This window comes from Salinivibrio sp. HTSP, assembly GCF_003390965.1.
Classification (GTDB): Bacteria; Pseudomonadota; Gammaproteobacteria; order Enterobacterales; family Vibrionaceae; genus Salinivibrio; species Salinivibrio kushneri.
Window position 1 is genome coordinate 15,922 of record NZ_PXUD01000011.1, and the last position, 14,964, is coordinate 30,885.

At 51.6% G+C, this 14,964-nt stretch carries 14 protein-coding genes; 12 read left to right on the top strand and 2 right to left on the bottom strand.

The genetic code is table 11. The features are described from left to right. Nucleotides 1-152: 152 nt before the first annotated feature. From C7A19_RS02320 to C7A19_RS02370, 11 genes are read left to right on the top strand one after another with little or no spacing between them, the layout of a single operon-like run. The gene (locus C7A19_RS02320; RefSeq protein WP_069363004.1) at nt 153-1,106 is read left to right on the top strand and encodes a DUF523 and DUF1722 domain-containing protein; all 954 of its coding nucleotides are present in this window, start codon (nt 153-155) and stop codon (nt 1,104-1,106) included. After that, on the top strand, nt 1,096-1,926 hold the full coding sequence (locus C7A19_RS02325; RefSeq protein ID WP_077458327.1) for a MerR family transcriptional regulator: 831 nt from the start codon (nt 1,096-1,098) through the stop codon (nt 1,924-1,926). Before C7A19_RS02320 ends, C7A19_RS02325 begins: the two co-directional genes overlap by 11 nt. Then, entirely contained in the window at nt 1,917-3,359 is a 1,443-nt protein-coding gene (phrB, locus tag C7A19_RS02330) for a deoxyribodipyrimidine photo-lyase (protein WP_116644051.1), read from the top strand. The genes C7A19_RS02325 and phrB overlap by 10 nt, the downstream gene beginning before the upstream one ends. Beyond that, nucleotides 3,356-3,796: a nuclear transport factor 2 family protein gene (locus C7A19_RS02335; protein ID WP_074214723.1), complete on the top strand. Its 441-nt coding sequence runs from the start codon at nt 3,356-3,358 to the stop codon at nt 3,794-3,796. Before phrB ends, C7A19_RS02335 begins: the two co-directional genes overlap by 4 nt. Next, entirely contained in the window at nt 3,793-4,518 is a 726-nt protein-coding gene (locus tag C7A19_RS02340; RefSeq protein ID WP_116644052.1) for an SDR family NAD(P)-dependent oxidoreductase, read from the top strand. Before C7A19_RS02335 ends, C7A19_RS02340 begins: the two co-directional genes overlap by 4 nt. 3 nt (nt 4,519-4,521) lie before the next feature. Then, nucleotides 4,522-5,781, top strand: a complete 1,260-nt coding sequence (locus C7A19_RS02345; protein WP_116644053.1) for an FAD-dependent oxidoreductase — start codon at nt 4,522-4,524, stop codon at nt 5,779-5,781. Further along, nucleotides 5,778-6,524: a DUF1365 domain-containing protein gene (locus tag C7A19_RS02350; RefSeq protein WP_077599467.1), complete on the top strand. Its 747-nt coding sequence runs from the start codon at nt 5,778-5,780 to the stop codon at nt 6,522-6,524. The genes C7A19_RS02345 and C7A19_RS02350 overlap by 4 nt, the downstream gene beginning before the upstream one ends. Before the next feature lie 2 nt (nt 6,525-6,526). After that, nucleotides 6,527-7,768: a cyclopropane-fatty-acyl-phospholipid synthase family protein gene (locus tag C7A19_RS02355; RefSeq protein WP_116644054.1), complete on the top strand. Its 1,242-nt coding sequence runs from the start codon at nt 6,527-6,529 to the stop codon at nt 7,766-7,768. A gap of 3 nt (nt 7,769-7,771) precedes the next feature. After that, nucleotides 7,772-8,290: a DUF2878 family protein gene (locus tag C7A19_RS02360; protein WP_116644055.1), complete on the top strand. Its 519-nt coding sequence runs from the start codon at nt 7,772-7,774 to the stop codon at nt 8,288-8,290. Then, a complete protein-coding gene (locus tag C7A19_RS02365; RefSeq protein ID WP_201264055.1) occupies nt 8,287-8,820 on the top strand; it encodes a hypothetical protein in 534 nt (177 codons plus the stop codon). Before C7A19_RS02360 ends, C7A19_RS02365 begins: the two co-directional genes overlap by 4 nt. Continuing rightward, on the top strand, nt 8,817-9,365 hold the full coding sequence (locus tag C7A19_RS02370) for a DUF3833 domain-containing protein (protein ID WP_235614247.1): 549 nt from the start codon (nt 8,817-8,819) through the stop codon (nt 9,363-9,365). Before C7A19_RS02365 ends, C7A19_RS02370 begins: the two co-directional genes overlap by 4 nt. Nucleotides 9,366-9,391: 26 nt before the next feature. Here C7A19_RS02370 and C7A19_RS02375 read toward each other — a convergent pair whose 3' ends face one another. After that, nucleotides 9,392-11,023, bottom strand: coding sequence for a DUF2813 domain-containing protein (locus C7A19_RS02375; RefSeq protein WP_116644056.1), 1,632 nt, complete (start codon nt 11,021-11,023; stop codon nt 9,392-9,394). A 198-nt stretch (nt 11,024-11,221) separates the two neighbouring features. On the opposite strand from C7A19_RS02375, the gene C7A19_RS02380 reads away from it, so the two are divergent. After that, nucleotides 11,222-12,133 (top strand): LysR family transcriptional regulator, encoded by a 912-nt coding sequence (locus C7A19_RS02380; protein ID WP_116644057.1) that lies wholly within the window; start codon nt 11,222-11,224, stop codon nt 12,131-12,133. A gap of 79 nt (nt 12,134-12,212) precedes the next feature. Here the strand turns inward: C7A19_RS02380 and C7A19_RS02385 are convergent, their stop codons facing one another. After that, nucleotides 12,213-14,918, bottom strand: coding sequence for a bifunctional acetate--CoA ligase family protein/GNAT family N-acetyltransferase (locus tag C7A19_RS02385; RefSeq protein WP_077523183.1), 2,706 nt, complete (start codon nt 14,916-14,918; stop codon nt 12,213-12,215). Nucleotides 14,919-14,964: the final 46 nt, after the last annotated feature.

Here is a 14,964-nt window from a genome sequence, read left to right on the forward strand (position 1 = left end):
ATCCAGCCTCTGACCCAAACGCGACCGAATATGGAATTGTACAAAAAAATTTTTTTGTACAATTTTGATCCATCCTCTACTCTTAGTTGTACAACATATTATAAATGTACAACTCCGTAGCCAATACGGCGCGGCTAGTGTAGAGGTCAGTTATGTCATTCCCCGTCGGTGTTAGCGCCTGTGTTATTGGCGAAAAAGTACGATTCGACAGTGGTCATAAGCGGAGTCCCTTTGTCAGCAAAGAGTTAGCACCCTATGTAGACTTTGTGCCAGTATGCCCTGAAGTCGGGATCGGACTCCCTGTACCGCGCCCCGCTATTCGGTTAGTCGACAAAGGCGATTTGTCAGTGAGGCTGGTGGAAACCAAAGATCAGCAAAAAGATTACACCGAAAAAATGACGGCGTTCAGTGAGCAAAAAGCGGAGGAGCTCGCTCATCAATCACTGCGTGGCTACATTGTTTGTGCTAAGTCACCGACTTGTGGCATGGAGCGGGTGAAAGTCTACCGCGAGAATGGTTACGCCTCCGATATTTCCGGGGTAGGGCTTTACACTCAGGCACTGATGGCGCGTATGCCATGGCTACCTGTTGAAGAAGACGGCCGGCTTAACGATCCTATCCTCAAAGAGAACTTTGTTTTTCGGCTATTTGCGCTTGATGATCTTTACCAGAGTGTCGAGCAAGGGGTGACCAAGAAAGCCCTTGTCGATTTCCACTCACGCTATAAGTTGGTGCTGATGGCGCACTCACCTGAAAAGTACCGTGAGCTTGGGCGATTTATGGCCAACATCGGCCATTATGACCTTGATCGTTTTTTTGAACAGTACCGCACCGCGTTTATGCAAGCCATCGCCATTCGTGCGACGCGTAAAAAACACACCAACGTGCTGATGCACCTGCAAGGCTATTTTAAAAACAACCTTGATAAAAGCCAGAAAGCTGAGTTAGCGAACCTTATTCATGCGTATCGTCAGGGCACCATGCCTTTACTGGCACCGCTGACGTTGATTTCGCATCACCTCCATAATCACCCTGATGCGTACTTAGCTAACCAAGCCTATCTCAAGCCTTATCCTGATGCGCTGAGGCTTCGCTATGGCCTTTAACACGACTCACGCTCTGACCATCAGTCAGGTCGCGGATCAAACCGGGGTTAACCCTGTCACGCTGCGTGCTTGGCAGCGACGTTATGGATTGCTTGCGCCTGAGCGGACGGCCAAGGGACATCGGCTTTATAGCCAAGAAGATGTAGAGACTATCGCTCATATTCTTCAATGGTTAGATAAAGGCGTACCGATCAGCAAGGTCAAGCCACTTCTGGCTCACAGTCCCGCGTCGGCAGACACGGGCGATGACAGCGTGGCACGTGAACTGATTGACTGTATTCACACATTCTCGGTTAAACGGCTAGGGAACGTTCTGGACACGCTTTTAAAAGAGTATCCCTTCTATTGGTTAGTCGAGCATGCCTTTACCCCAGTCGACCAATGGTTAGGTGACGACGGGGAAGCGGTACGTTTGTTACAGCGCGACCTGTGGCAAAGCGCCGTGATCGATCGATGCCGAACAGCGCTGGCGGCGAATGCAAAACGGCATGCACCATCTCGATGCTGGCTTGTCTCCTTAACCGTGACCAGTGAATACCAACGTGTGCTGATGGCCATGGCACTCAACGAGAAGGGTTACAGTGTCACTATTCTGTCAAGCCCGCATCAACAGTTGAATATGTTGGTTGAGGTGATGCGGGAGCAGGGGGCGAGAACATTGGCCTTGATGGCAAATCGTCGGCTCGATCGTGCCCAACTCAATCAGGTACGCCATTGCCTTGCTCAAGATGATATTGAGGTGGTGAGCCAAGCTTTTATCTGCTCCGTACACGGTGACGAGTTGGCAGAACTTAAGGAGAACAAAACGTTATGCATCTAGTCTGGTTTCGGCGCGATTTACGCGGGCTGGATAATCGTGCGTTGAGCGCAGCCAGCGACGCGTCCGAGCCCGTGGTGGGGATTTTTATTGAGACACCGGAACAGTGGGCATCGCACCATCTTTCGCCCAAGCAAGCGGGCCTTATTAAGGCGCGGCTAGACGCGTTACGTGAGGAGCTTAGCGAGCAAAATATTCCTTTAGTGGTGGAGCGTGCGGCTGATTTTCCTCAATCGGCAGAAAAAGTGGCCGAGTATGCGCACCGCATTGGCGCAACAGCGGTGTTTGCCAACAAGGAGTACGAGCTTAATGAAAGCAAGCGTGATGGACAGGCATGCGCGGCGTTAGCGGACAAAGGCATCGCATGGTATGCCTATGATGACCGCAATTTATTTGCCCCGGGCACCATAAAATCGGGAAAAGGTGAACCGTATAAGGTGTTTACTCCCTTCAAAAAAGCCTGCTTACGAGCCCTAGACGGCATGGATGTTTCACCGTGCCAAAAACCATCCAAGCGCGAGACAAACTCAGCCGTTGACGCGATCTTTTCACAGCTTCAACCGATTCATTTTGATTATCCGATGGAGGATGTCTCGGACTGGGCGTCCGATGAGAAAGGGATCCTCGCGCACATGCGTCGTTACTGCCGCGAGCAAGTGGCGAATTATAAACGACAGCGTGACTTTCCGGCGGTTGATGCCACCAGTCAGCTTTCTCCTTATTTGGCCATTGGCGCATTATCCCCGCGTCAATGCTTGGCGCGTTTACAAGAAGAGCAAGCCGATTGGCGCGAGCCCGATACAGGGGCTGCCACCTGGCTGTCGGAGCTTATTTGGCGTGATTTCTATCAGGAAGTGAGCGCACAAAACCCAGCAATCAGCAAAAAGTACAGCTTTTTAGCCTGGGGCGAATCCGTGGTATGGGATAACGACCCGACATTGTTTGAGGCTTGGAAGACGGGAAAAACGGGCTTCCCCATTGTGGATGCGGCCATGCACCAGCTTAATCAAACGGGTTGGATGCATAACCGGTTGAGAATGATTGTGGCGAGCTTTTTGACCAAAGATCTGCTTATCGATTGGCGCTGGGGAGAAGATTACTTCATGTCCAAACTGATTGATGGCGATTTTGCCTCGAACAACGGGGGCTGGCAATGGTCTGCGTCGGTGGGGACCGATGCTCAACCTTATTTTCGGATCTTTAATCCGACCACACAGGGAGAGCGATTTGATAGCGATGGGCGCTTTATTCGTCGCTGGTTACCGGCGCTTAAAGAGGTGCCAGGCAAGCATATTCACAACCCCTGGCAGTGGGCGGATAAGTATGCTCAGTCCCTTGATTATCCGCGTCCGGTGGTGGATCACGCCACTCAGCGCAAAAAGGCGCTGGCTATTTTTGAAGCGGCGAAGAATCAGCCTCAGGAGCAAACACCATGACTCGCTCCCCAACCCATGTCGGTGTGTCGCAATTTGTGACGACCTATCAAGCGCTTAATAAAGATAACTTGTCATCACTGGCGACGATTTATCACCCCAAGATTGTGTTTGTCGACCCAGCGCATGAGATAACCGGCTTAGAAGCGTTTATCCAGTATTTTTCGCTGCTGTACGAAAACGTGACCGATTGTCAATTTCATATACACACGACCGCGGTAGATGGAGACGATGCCTTTGTGACCTGGACCATGATGTTATCGCATCCCAAGTTGGATGGGGGGAAAACGCGACAAGTCCAGGGCTGCTCTCACTTACGTTTTTATGACGGCAAAATCATTCGCCATCGTGATTACTTCGACTTAGGTGAAATGCTGTACGAGGCGCTGCCAGTGATAGGTCGCCTGCTCAAACATATCAAAACGAGGCTAGGACAATGAAACACGTATTGATCACCGGCGCCACGTCGGGAATTGGTGAGCAATTGGCAAGAGACTATGCACGTCAAGGTTGGCAGGTAACGGCCTGTGGGCGAAACCAAGACAAGCTCAACACCATGGCTCGCGATCACGCATCATTAGACGCATTGGCGTTTGATGCCACGGATGGCGAACAAACGGATCAAGCGCTGAGTAACCTAAGCGTCTTTCCCGATTTAATTATTCTAAATGCTGGGACGTGTGAATATATCGACCATGGCAAAGTCGATGTGGCGCTGTTTAAACGCGTTTTTGAGATCAATGTCTTCGGCGTCCTCCACTGTATTGAAGCGCTACAGAGTCGGTTCACCAATAGTACGCATCTTGCTATTGTCGGCTCGTCGGCCAGTTACATGCCGCTGCCACGTGCGGAGGCATACGGCGGTTCGAAGGCGGCGATTAGCTACATAGCCAACACCTTATCGGCAGATCTGGCGCAACAAGGAGTGACGGTGTCACTTATTTCCCCAGGGTTTGTAAAGACACCACTGACAGACCAAAACGACTTTGCGATGCCAATGCGCATCACGGTGGAGCAAGCATCGGCGGCGATTCAACAAGGATTAGCAAAAGGAAAAACGGAAATACATTTTCCGCGAAAATTTACCTTTATTCTCAAGTTTCTCGCGCTATTGCCTATGTCCTGGCAGCGAGCTCTCGCACGACGTATGACAAGGAACTAAATCATGAAAATTGCCATCATCGGCTCAGGCATTGCCGGTTTGACGTGTGCTCATTATCTCAATAAACAGCATGACATCACCTTGTTTGAAGCGAATGATTATTTGGGGGGCCACACGGCCACGGTCGATGTCGAGGTCGCCAGTGGACAGTACGCGATTGATACCGGCTTTATCGTTTTTAACGATCGCACATACCCGAATTATGAACGTTTGCTCAATGAAATTGGTGTGGGTCGCCAACCTTCCCAGATGAGCTTTAGTGTTCGCAATGATGCGAATGGACTGGAGTATAACGGGCATAGCCTGTCCTCGTTATTTGCGCAGAAGCGCAATGTCATCAATGTACGCTTCTACCGGTTTTTGGCGGAGATCATGCGATTCAACCGCCTCGCGCGCGACGCACACGAGACGGGTGAGGCCGAGCGGCAAGGCGCACTCAATACCCTAGGCGATTTTCTCAATCAACATGGGTTCAGTGATTATTTTTGTCAAAACTATATTCTCCCCATGGGCGCGGCTATCTGGTCATCTACCTTGTCGGATATGCGTGGCTTCCCCTTGGCGTTCTTTCTACGTTTTTTCCAAAATCATGGCTTATTGGATATCGCGAATCGGCCGCAATGGTATGTGATCCCCGGTGGCTCTCGTGAATATGTTAAAAAGCTCACGCCTGCCTTTGAGGATAAGATCCACCTGAATTCACCGGTGACACAGGTTCGCCGTACCCCTGATGCGGGATGGGTGACGACAGAGGCCGGTGAGCAGGCGTTTGAGCAGGTGATTTTTGCCTGTCACAGTGACCAAGCCTTGGCCATGCTGGCCGATCCTAGTGAAGCGGAGCAACAGGTGCTCGGGGCGATTCCCTATCAAGACAATGAGGTTGTGCTTCATACCGATACATCGCTGTTGCCCAAGCGTCAGGGCGCCTGGGCGAGTTGGAACTATCATTTGCCCTTGTCAGATAAAATAGACACAGATCCGGCGGCTTTGACCTACAATATGAATATATTGCAGTCAATTCAGGCGCCTGAGACATTCTGCGTGACGCTAAATCAAACCGATAGGATTGAGCCGAGTAAAATTCTCAAGCAATTTGTCTATGCTCACCCCGTATTTAATACCGACAGTGTTGCTGCACAGCAACAGCGCCATCGAGTGAATGGCCAGCAACGTAGCTGGTTTTGTGGCGCCTACTGGTATAACGGCTTTCACGAGGATGGTGTGCGGAGTGCGCTTGATGTGGTGGAGGGGATCAATTCGTGAGTGAGTCGGTTTCAGCACTCAATAGCGGCTTGTATGTCGGACACGTGCGGCATCGGCGTTTTAGCCCAATAAAACACACGTTCAATTACCCGGTGTTTATGCCTGTGATTGATCTGGATGAGCTTAGTTTGCTGGCATCGCAGGTCACAGGGTTTCGCTTGGGCAAGTGGGGGGTAGCCGCCTTTGATCACCGCGATTATTTGAATGGACAAGCGGATACCAAAGCAGCATGCATCGATAAGATTCAAGAACTGACAGGCGAGCGCATTGAGGGGAAAGTGTATGCGTTGTGCCAGCTACGTTATTTGGGCGTGTATTTTAGTCCGGCCAACTTTTATTACCTCTATGACCAAGCGCATAACTGGCGTTATTTATTAGCCGAAGTGAGTAATACCCCGTGGGGAGAGCGGCATTATTATGCCGTGCCTGCGGGTCAACGGTATGAACATGACAAAGCGTTTCATGTCTCTCCGTTTAATCCTATTAAGCAGCGTTATCACTGGCGTCTGCGCCCCTTAGGTAAGCGGGTTCACTTGCACCTCGAGGCTCACCGACAACAGAAAGAATTCGACGCCACACTGGGACTGCAGCGACGTCCGTTTACATCAAAAACACTGAATAAGTTATTGATCCGGACGCCGATGGAAACAGTAAAAGTTGTCATTGGTATTTATTGGCAAGCGCTCAAACTATGGATAAAGGGCGCACCGTTTTATCCGCACCCGAGTGCGAAGAAGGAGTAATTATGTCTGCAACGGACGTCCCTCAGAGTCAACGCACACTGACACGTAAAGAGCACTACGCTAAACAGTTGGTTTACACCTTGCTAGCACATGTTGATGAGGCGTGTATTTCTCTGGTCGATGAGCAGGGCCAGACCTTACAGTGTGGTGTTCCTCAGGCACAATTACATGCATCCGTGCTGGTACACGACCCACGCTTTTACACCCGGATTTTAACCGGCGGCAGCATTGCGGCGGCCGAGGCATACATCGATGGTTGGTGGGAATCGCCAAACTTAACTGACGTCATTCGCGTATTTGCTCGCAACCTGCCTGCTATCGACAGAATTGAAAAGCACACTGGCTGGCTGGTGGGACTAGGTAACAAGCTTGCTCACTGGCGCAATCGCAATGAAAAAGAGACCGCGCGCCGCAACATCGCAGCACATTATGACCTCGGCAACGACTTGTACCGTCATTTTCTTGATGAGCAAATGCTGTATTCCAGTGCTATTTACACTGACAAAGAAATGACCCTAGAGCAGGCCCAAGTGGAAAAAATGGACCGACTCTGCCGACAGCTTGCGCTGACCTCAAACGATCATTTGCTCGAGATTGGCACTGGCTGGGGAGGCATGGCGGTCTACGCGGCCAAGCATTACGGCTGCCGCGTGACCACCACCACGATCTCACAAGAGCAATATGCGTGGGCGAAAGCCTGTGTCGAGCGAGAAGGGCTGGAAGATAAGATCACGCTGCTACAACAAGACTACCGCGATCTGACCGGTGAATACGACAAACTGGTATCGATTGAAATGATTGAAGCGGTGGGCAAAGAGTACTTGAACACTTTTGTGCGTCAATGTCAGGCCTTGCTTAAGCCTGATGGTTTGATGGCTATCCAAGCGATCACCATTGCTGATCAGCGTTACGAACATTACAGCCGGAACGTCGACTTTATCCAAAAGCATATTTTCCCCGGAGGATTCTTACCTTCAGTGAGTGTGTTGTTGTCTCACCTCACCGCTCAAACTGATTTTGTGATCAGAGACTTAAAAGACATCGGCTTGGATTACGCACAAACCTTGGCGGATTGGCACACACGCTTCAATCAGCAGTCGGAGGTACTGCGCGATTACGGCTATGACGACCGTTTTGCGCGTTTGTGGCGCTACTACTTTTGCTATTGTGAGGGCGGCTTTAGGGAGCGAACCATCAGTGCCGTGCAGCTACTCCTAAGTCGCCCTGCTTGGCGAGAGGCATAATCCGTGCGCTTTGTCGTTATCTCTTTATTGTTCAATGTTTACTGGTTTTCGGCGGCGCTTGGCCCGCCGAGCTTTCAGTGGTTAATGGTCGCGATGCTGCTGGGCGCGATCCTTTATGATCGCAGCGTGATGTGGGCTATTGCCGTGCTTACGCCTGTTGGCTTGATTGGAGATAGCTTATTACTCCACACACAGTGGTTGGCTGTTGATACTGAGTACGTTGTGATGCCGCTGTGGCTACTATTACTGTGGCTAGGATTTTGCAGTTTTGTCTGGTTAATGCGTGACCTGATCCTTGCACGTGCATTTTGGTTTATGGCGGCGCTGGGCAGTTTGGGTGGCGCGAGCAGTTACTGGGCAGGAGAGCGTTTAGGGGTTTTAAGCTTCCCACAGTCACTATGGGTCACTGGCGCGGTACTGATAGGGGTCTGGTTAGTCTACAGCATCTTCCTGATTAACCTGATGCAATGGCTGCAACATCAATTGCGTGCCCGTTCTACCGCGACAAGGAGAGAGCCATGAATAGGCGGATAAAACACCTTATTTTGATGCTTGCGCTCGCAATGCCTGGCTATGCGGTCGGGACCACGACGTCGTCAATGACATGGCAAAGCTGGCCACAAGTTGGCGAAGCGACGTTAACTTGGGGCTGGTGGACCATCTATCAGTCATCACTGCGCTCACCGACCGGGCGTTATCAAGCGCAAGCACCCCACGCGCTAGTGATTACCTACGCGCGAGACATCAGTGATCAACGACTGATGAAAGCAACCAAGGATCAGTGGGAACACTTGGGCTTTACGGAAACACAACGAGCGGGTTGGGAAAAAGCGCTAGACAAAGCGTGGGGAGATATTGAAGAAGGCGATCGTTTGGCATTCGTGCGCCACGCACAAAAAGGGATATTTTACGCCCAGCCAAAAGGAGAAAGCTGGCAAACGACATTGACCGTGGATGACACCGAGCTGGCGGATGCATTTCTCGCGATCTGGTTATCGGAAGACACGGATTATCCAGATCATCGTCGAGCATTATTAGGAGAAACGCCATGAGAAAAATGACGCAGACGATAGGCAAGATCCTAACGGTATTGGTGAGTGCCATGCTGGTGGTGGCGTGCTCTGCCGATATTGATGATTACCAAGGTCAAAAGCCGGACTTTAACTTGTTTGAATACTTTGAAGGACAAACAAAAGCCTGGGGTATGGTGCAAGATTTTACCGGTGAGCAAACCCGACGCTTCGTTGTTGATATCGAAGGTGTGGTAGAGGGAGACACACTGACACTGGATGAATCCTTTGTGTATGCCGATGGCGAAACGCAAACCCGAGTTTGGACGATTAAACGTCACCCTGACGGGACTTATACAGGGACGGCTGGCGACATCGTCGGGACGGCAAAAGGAGTGGTGGCGGGCAATGCGCTTAATTGGCGGTACGACTTAGTGGTGCCAGTTGGCGACAGCGAATACCAACTCCACTTTGACGATTGGATGTTTCGCCAAGACCAAGATCGCCTCTTTAACGTCACTTCGATGCGTAAATGGGGGATAGAAGTCGGCAAAGTCACGCTTTTCTTTGAGCGGGTAGAGCCATAGTGCGCGAACAGGACGCGTCAGAGGCGTTAACCAACCCCCCTGGCTAGACCGATTGCGCGTTGGATAACCCAGCGCAACAGCTTGGGGATCGGGGCTTTTAACTCGTTCTCGGTATAAGCGATAATGGCCAGCGCGGCGTCGGGCTTGGCATAGCGTTTTAACGCTTTGGCGATAATGCGTTTGTCGTTCATATGAGGCTGCTGTCCCGTGACGCCGGCCATATCACGAAACAAAGGCTCATAGCCGTTATTATATAGGTAGTGTTCAATGTCGCGGTCAGGCAGCACGGTTAAACGCGCGCCCTCTGGTTGATGCTCTATTTGCCCGCGCGCCGTCGCAGCGTACTTCTTACCAGCCATATCGCCATCTGCCACTAAATGCCATTCAATGCCCAAGGCCTTGGCGGCCTTGATCAACGGCCGCAAACCGCTTTGGGCAAACTCGATAAGGTGTACCCCTTCTGCCGCTAAGTCATAACCTTGCAATCGCGCTAGCTCGTTAAACAGCCAAATTTCTGTTTCACCCTCCACCAATAGCCAACAGCGTGCAAACAGTGCACTGGGTCGGTGAAAACGAACATGGAAGGTGACGCGGCGACGCTCGTCTTGGCTGAGAAGGTGAGACGGTACTTGGTGGCTATGGGTTTCGGTGGGGTGTCGCACCAGACGGCGAATATGGTCTAGTTGTACACCCGCGAGCAAATCACCACTATTGGTAGTAAGCAGCTTTTGCATCGGCATCAACTGAATCAAGCGCCACGCTTGGTTCAGTAAGGTTGGATGAAGTCGCCCCTCTGGATCTTCAAATAGCATCACTGGCCGCGCATTACGTTTGAGCTGTTTGGGCCCGCGTGCTCGGACAAACGCACTTAATAGGCCCATGAGCACGAGCCGGCTTTGATTAGAGGTGTTTGCGGCCACCGCTTCGAGCGGGTGCATTTGGTTATGCGTGATGGCCAATGCGCCTGGGGCATGAATGGGATAAGGATCGCGGTCATGCTCGTAGGCGGCAAAATAGTGATCGAGCAATTGACGCATCGCATGCAGGCCGCTCTTTATCTCGCCTTTATTCACATGGCCAGGCATCATCAACAGGCGGCGATAAGTGTTGTCTAACCGCTGCTCAAGACGGGTGTTATCTTTGGTCACCGCTTGTCCTGGTACGCGCATGCGCCTTGCGTCACGTACACGAACGACAGGATGGATTTGCATCAGGTGGCTGGCGAGCGCGTCACTGTTTTCGTGCTCAATCATATCGCCTTGTGAGGATAAAAACGCTCTTCGTACCGAGACCTTGCTTTCTTGGATGGTGGCGCTCAAGCAATAATCAAGGGTTCGGCAACCCGCGTTGGTTCCATTCCAAACGGGTTTAAAACGACGATAGCGACGCGCTTTATGCTCACCGGGAAAGCTCTCTTGCCAACGGAGAATGATTTGAAACTGTTGTTCAGGCAAGACCCCCAGAACATGGTCGACATGAAAGTCCGAGCGTTTGAATTGAGGTTTATCGCCACTGGGGTGGAGGGCAATTTCTAACGCATCGAGTAGAGAAGATTTCCCCCATGCATTTTCACCGATTAAAACGGTCAGTTCATCTACTTGCAGTGACAGGCGGTTGATACCACGAAAGCCTGCTATTTCAATTCGGTCTAGTCTCATTGTCACCTCTGTTTTACAGTATGACACCTTCTTGAAAAAGAAAACCCAGTCCTTTGTGGTTTTGTGCTATATGCCTGATTTATTGCACTTAACCAAGTGGGGACTCGGGCATATTTACAATAGGGTGGTGAGCGAAACCCTGATATAGTGTTTAGAGTTAATAACGCAGCCCGATTGGGCGATCATCAAGAGACAGTCATGCTATCGTTTGAAGCCCTACAAGTGCTGGATGCCATTGAGAGAAAAGGAAGTTTTGCTGCCGCCGCTGAATCATTGAGTCGTGCGCCGTCATCATTAAGCTACCAGGTTCAAAAACTCGAAGACGAGCTGGGTTTGGTGATTTTTGATCGCTCCGGACATCGCGCCACATTTACCGATGCGGGGTATTTATTGGTTGAACGTGGGCGGATGTTATTGAATGCCGCCGATGAGATGGTCGCCGATGCGGCCTCCTTGGCACACGGATGGGAGTTGGAGATTTGCCTGGCCTATGATGGGCTGTTTAAAAGCCACTTCTTCTTTCCTCTGATCGAGCGCTTGGCGAAGAAAAGCAATACGCGCCTTAAGTTGACCGAGCAAATCTTGGCAGGATGCTGGGAAGCGCTGGCTCAAGACCGCGCTGATGTGTTGGTGGCACCCATTCCCGACACGGTGCCGCAGGGCATAAAGGTACAGCCTTTGGGCGAGATGAGCGCCTATTGGGTAGCCGCGCCCGACCATCCCATTCACAAAGAGTCGCGTCCCGTTGAGCCAGATGTGCGTGCCAAATATCGCGGGGTGGCGGTGGCGGATACTGCGCGTGGTATGCAACCTAAAACCTTTAATGTGTTAGAAGACCAGCCGCGGCTCACCGTCAGTTCAATGCACGATAAATACGCGGCGATCTTAAACGGACAAGGGATCGGGACGCTGCCTTGGTTTTGGATACAAGATGATCTCAATGCGGGCCGTTTAAAACGCTTGAAAGGCGGAGAGCCATTCGAGCTAACGCTTGGGGTGGCCTGGAAACGTAATCGGATGGGTAATGCTAAATCATGGTTAGTACGCCAGCTTCCCAAGCTCTTAGCGCCCTACCTGCAAGCAGGGGATATTCCCATTGGTCACAAGTAGGTAAAACAGCGTTTCGCTTGCTCGTTTTTAGCCGCGCTCGTCCGGCCGATGCATGCAGCCCAAGTCCGTTTAGACGTTTTTAGTCGTTAACTGGCGGATGCGGGTGCAAAGACAGCTGCATATCGACAATGCCATCTTCCATTTGCACATCAATACTAAAACCACATTTTTGTGCCAAGGTTATCATCCCTCGGTTATTGGGCATCGTCATCCCGGTGATCCGCGATAATCCCGCTTGGCGACCGTAATCGATGATGGCTTGCATAAGCACGCGACCTAAACCTATCCCTTTCAGATCGGAACGCACGAGCACGGCAAACTCAGCGTCGGTGTTTTGTGGATCTGCCAGCAAGCGTGCTACCCCCCAAATCTCTTCTTCGCCAGACGCAAGATGGTAAGTAGCCACGAGTGCCATTTCACGGTCATAATCAATTTGGGTCAGGTTTGCCAGCGCTTCATGGTTGAGTTCGCCGACGTCGGAAAAAAAGCGACGATACAAATCTTCTTCAGAGACTTTTTCTACGAAGGCTTTATGCGTCGGTTCATCCTCGGGAAGAATAGGACGAAGCAGAATGGTCTGCCCATTTTTGAGCTGGATAGACTGCTCAAGCTCTTTCGGATAGGGGCGTATCGCTAACCGCTTTTGTTGACTGCCTGCGTAATCACGCAACCGTAGGGAGGCATCGAGAATAGTCAGCTCATTGCCAGACACCAATAAAGGGTGAATATCGAGTTCATCAATCTCTGGGCAATCAATGATCATCTGTGACAGGGTCACTAAAAAACGGCATAAGCGGGGAATATCAATAGAGACCGGAAAACCACGTTGTTTGATTTTGCCGCTCTTTATCGCGCCAATGACCAGGTAACGTGCCAATGCCATGTTTAATGGTGGGATCGCAACCGCGGCATCCTTGGTCACATCCCAATCCGAGCCCCCTTCACCCAGCAGAATGATAGTGCCGAATACGGGATCATTGCTGATGGTCACCCGCAATTCTTGCGCGCCAGCGCGATGAGCCATGGATTGGACTAACAGGCCTTCAATACGCGCGTCTGGAAAGGTAACCGTGACACGATCCACAATGGCTTGGGCGGCATTCGCGACTTCAGCGCCAGTGCGTAGATTGAGCATGACGCCCTGTACATCCGATTTGTGTCGGATATCTTGTGAGCGCAGTTTTACCGCGACCGGGTAGCCAACCTGTTCAGCAATTTGCGCGGCTTCGACCGAATCATTAGCTAACCAGGTTGCTATTACTTGCATGCCATAGGCTTCGAGTAAGGGGCGGACTTCGTGGGTGGTTAAGGTCAGGTGCTCAATATCTTCTGCTTGATCGATAAACGCGCGAGCGGCGGGCAAGTCGTAGTCCATATTCCCCGTCGAGGTGGGCGTTTCCATTAATTGCTTTTGGTTGCGCCGATACTCCACGAGATGCATATAAGCGGTAACGGCGCTTTCGGGCGTACGATAGGTCGGAAAACCGGCATGGGTAAACGCGAGACGCGCGACCGTGGCATCATCGCCTTCGCCTTGCCAGTTGGTCAGAATATTAAATCGGCGCGCGCGAGGGTTTTCTTTGAGTGAATGGATAATGGCCTTGGCGGTGCTCAAGCCCGGCGCGGTGACCGAGGGAGAATGCATGATAAGTACGGCATCGGCATCGTCACTGTTTAATACAATGTCAATCACCGCTTGATACCGTTGCGTATCGGCGTCGCCCACGATGTCAATGGGGTTGGTTTGCGACCAGCTTTTGGGAAGGACCTGATGCAAGGCGTCGAGCGTTTGTTCGCTCAGCGTCGCTAACTTGCCGCCAGCATCCATCAGCGTATCGACGGCCATCACCGCCGGCCCGCCCCCATTGGTAATAATTGCAAGGCGTTCACCACGGAGTGGCACCGAGTGAGCAAGGGTTTCCACCGCCGCAAACAGCTCGTGCGTATTGTTAACGCGAAGCATACCTGAGCGGCGAATTGCCGCATCGTAGGCGGCATCTAAACCAATATTGGTATGACTGAGCTGCTCGAGCGCCACCGAGCCACCTCGTGTGCGGCCGCTTTTAAGTACCAGGATCCGCCGATTACGGGCAGCGGCGCGGGCGGCTGATATAAATTGGCGCGCGTCGCGTATTGAGTCGACATACAGCAAAATGGCGTCGGTTTTGCTGTCACGACAAAGAAAATCGAGTAACTCTGGAAAATCGATATCGCTGGCTTCACCGAGTGAGATAAAAGTGGAAAAGCCAATACGTTTGTTGCGAGCCCAATCTAAGATGGTGGTGCATACCGCTGCAGATTGAGAGACAAAGGCAATATTGCCCTTATTGGCAGGGACCGGCGCAAATGACGCATTGAGATTGAGCCAAGGTAAGATCATGCCAAGGCTATTAGGGCCGAGGACGCGCATGGTATATTTTGCCGCGATCTGTTGCATGGCGTCGTATTGACTGATCGCTTCTACATTTAATTGTCCCCGCATGCCCGCTGCCAGCACAATCACCAGCTTTACCCCCCGCTCGCCAAGCTGCGCAATAAGAGGAGGGGTGATTTCGCCACGCGTACAGAGGATGGCTAAATCAGGCACCAAGGGAAGATCTGCCACGGTTTTGTAGGCTAATATACCGGCAACCGCTTGGTACTTGGGCGTCACGGGCATGATAGGGCCTTGGAAGCCGCCGGACTGCAAATTGCGCGTGACGACATAGCCAGCACGACCACTGTGATCAGACGCGCCCACTACAGCGATGGACTTTGGCTTGAGGAGTTGATCAATACCGGCCATGGTGCCCTCCGTTGGTTGACGTGTGCTTGCTTGTGGTGCTCAGAGG

Excerpts from the sequence above, each read along its gene's own strand:
- phrB (WP_116644051.1), top strand. The coding sequence starts at position 1,917 with ATGCATCTAGTCTGGTTTCGGCGCGATTTACGCGGGCTGGATAATCGT.
- C7A19_RS02355 (WP_116644054.1), top strand. The coding sequence starts at position 6,527 with ATGTCTGCAACGGACGTCCCTCAGAGTCAACGCACACTGACACGTAAA.
- C7A19_RS02335 (WP_074214723.1), top strand. The coding sequence starts at position 3,356 with ATGACTCGCTCCCCAACCCATGTCGGTGTGTCGCAATTTGTGACGACC.
- C7A19_RS02345 (WP_116644053.1), top strand. The coding sequence starts at position 4,522 with ATGAAAATTGCCATCATCGGCTCAGGCATTGCCGGTTTGACGTGTGCT.
- C7A19_RS02340 (WP_116644052.1), top strand. The coding sequence starts at position 3,793 with ATGAAACACGTATTGATCACCGGCGCCACGTCGGGAATTGGTGAGCAA.
- C7A19_RS02380 (WP_116644057.1), top strand. The coding sequence starts at position 11,222 with ATGCTATCGTTTGAAGCCCTACAAGTGCTGGATGCCATTGAGAGAAAA.
- C7A19_RS02325 (WP_077458327.1), top strand. The coding sequence starts at position 1,096 with ATGGCCTTTAACACGACTCACGCTCTGACCATCAGTCAGGTCGCGGAT.
- C7A19_RS02365 (WP_201264055.1), top strand. The coding sequence starts at position 8,287 with ATGAATAGGCGGATAAAACACCTTATTTTGATGCTTGCGCTCGCAATG.
- C7A19_RS02320 (WP_069363004.1), top strand. The coding sequence starts at position 153 with ATGTCATTCCCCGTCGGTGTTAGCGCCTGTGTTATTGGCGAAAAAGTA.
- C7A19_RS02370 (WP_235614247.1), top strand. The coding sequence starts at position 8,817 with ATGAGAAAAATGACGCAGACGATAGGCAAGATCCTAACGGTATTGGTG.
- C7A19_RS02375 (WP_116644056.1), bottom strand. The coding sequence starts at position 11,023 with ATGAGACTAGACCGAATTGAAATAGCAGGCTTTCGTGGTATCAACCGC.
- C7A19_RS02385 (WP_077523183.1), bottom strand. The coding sequence starts at position 14,918 with ATGGCCGGTATTGATCAACTCCTCAAGCCAAAGTCCATCGCTGTAGTG.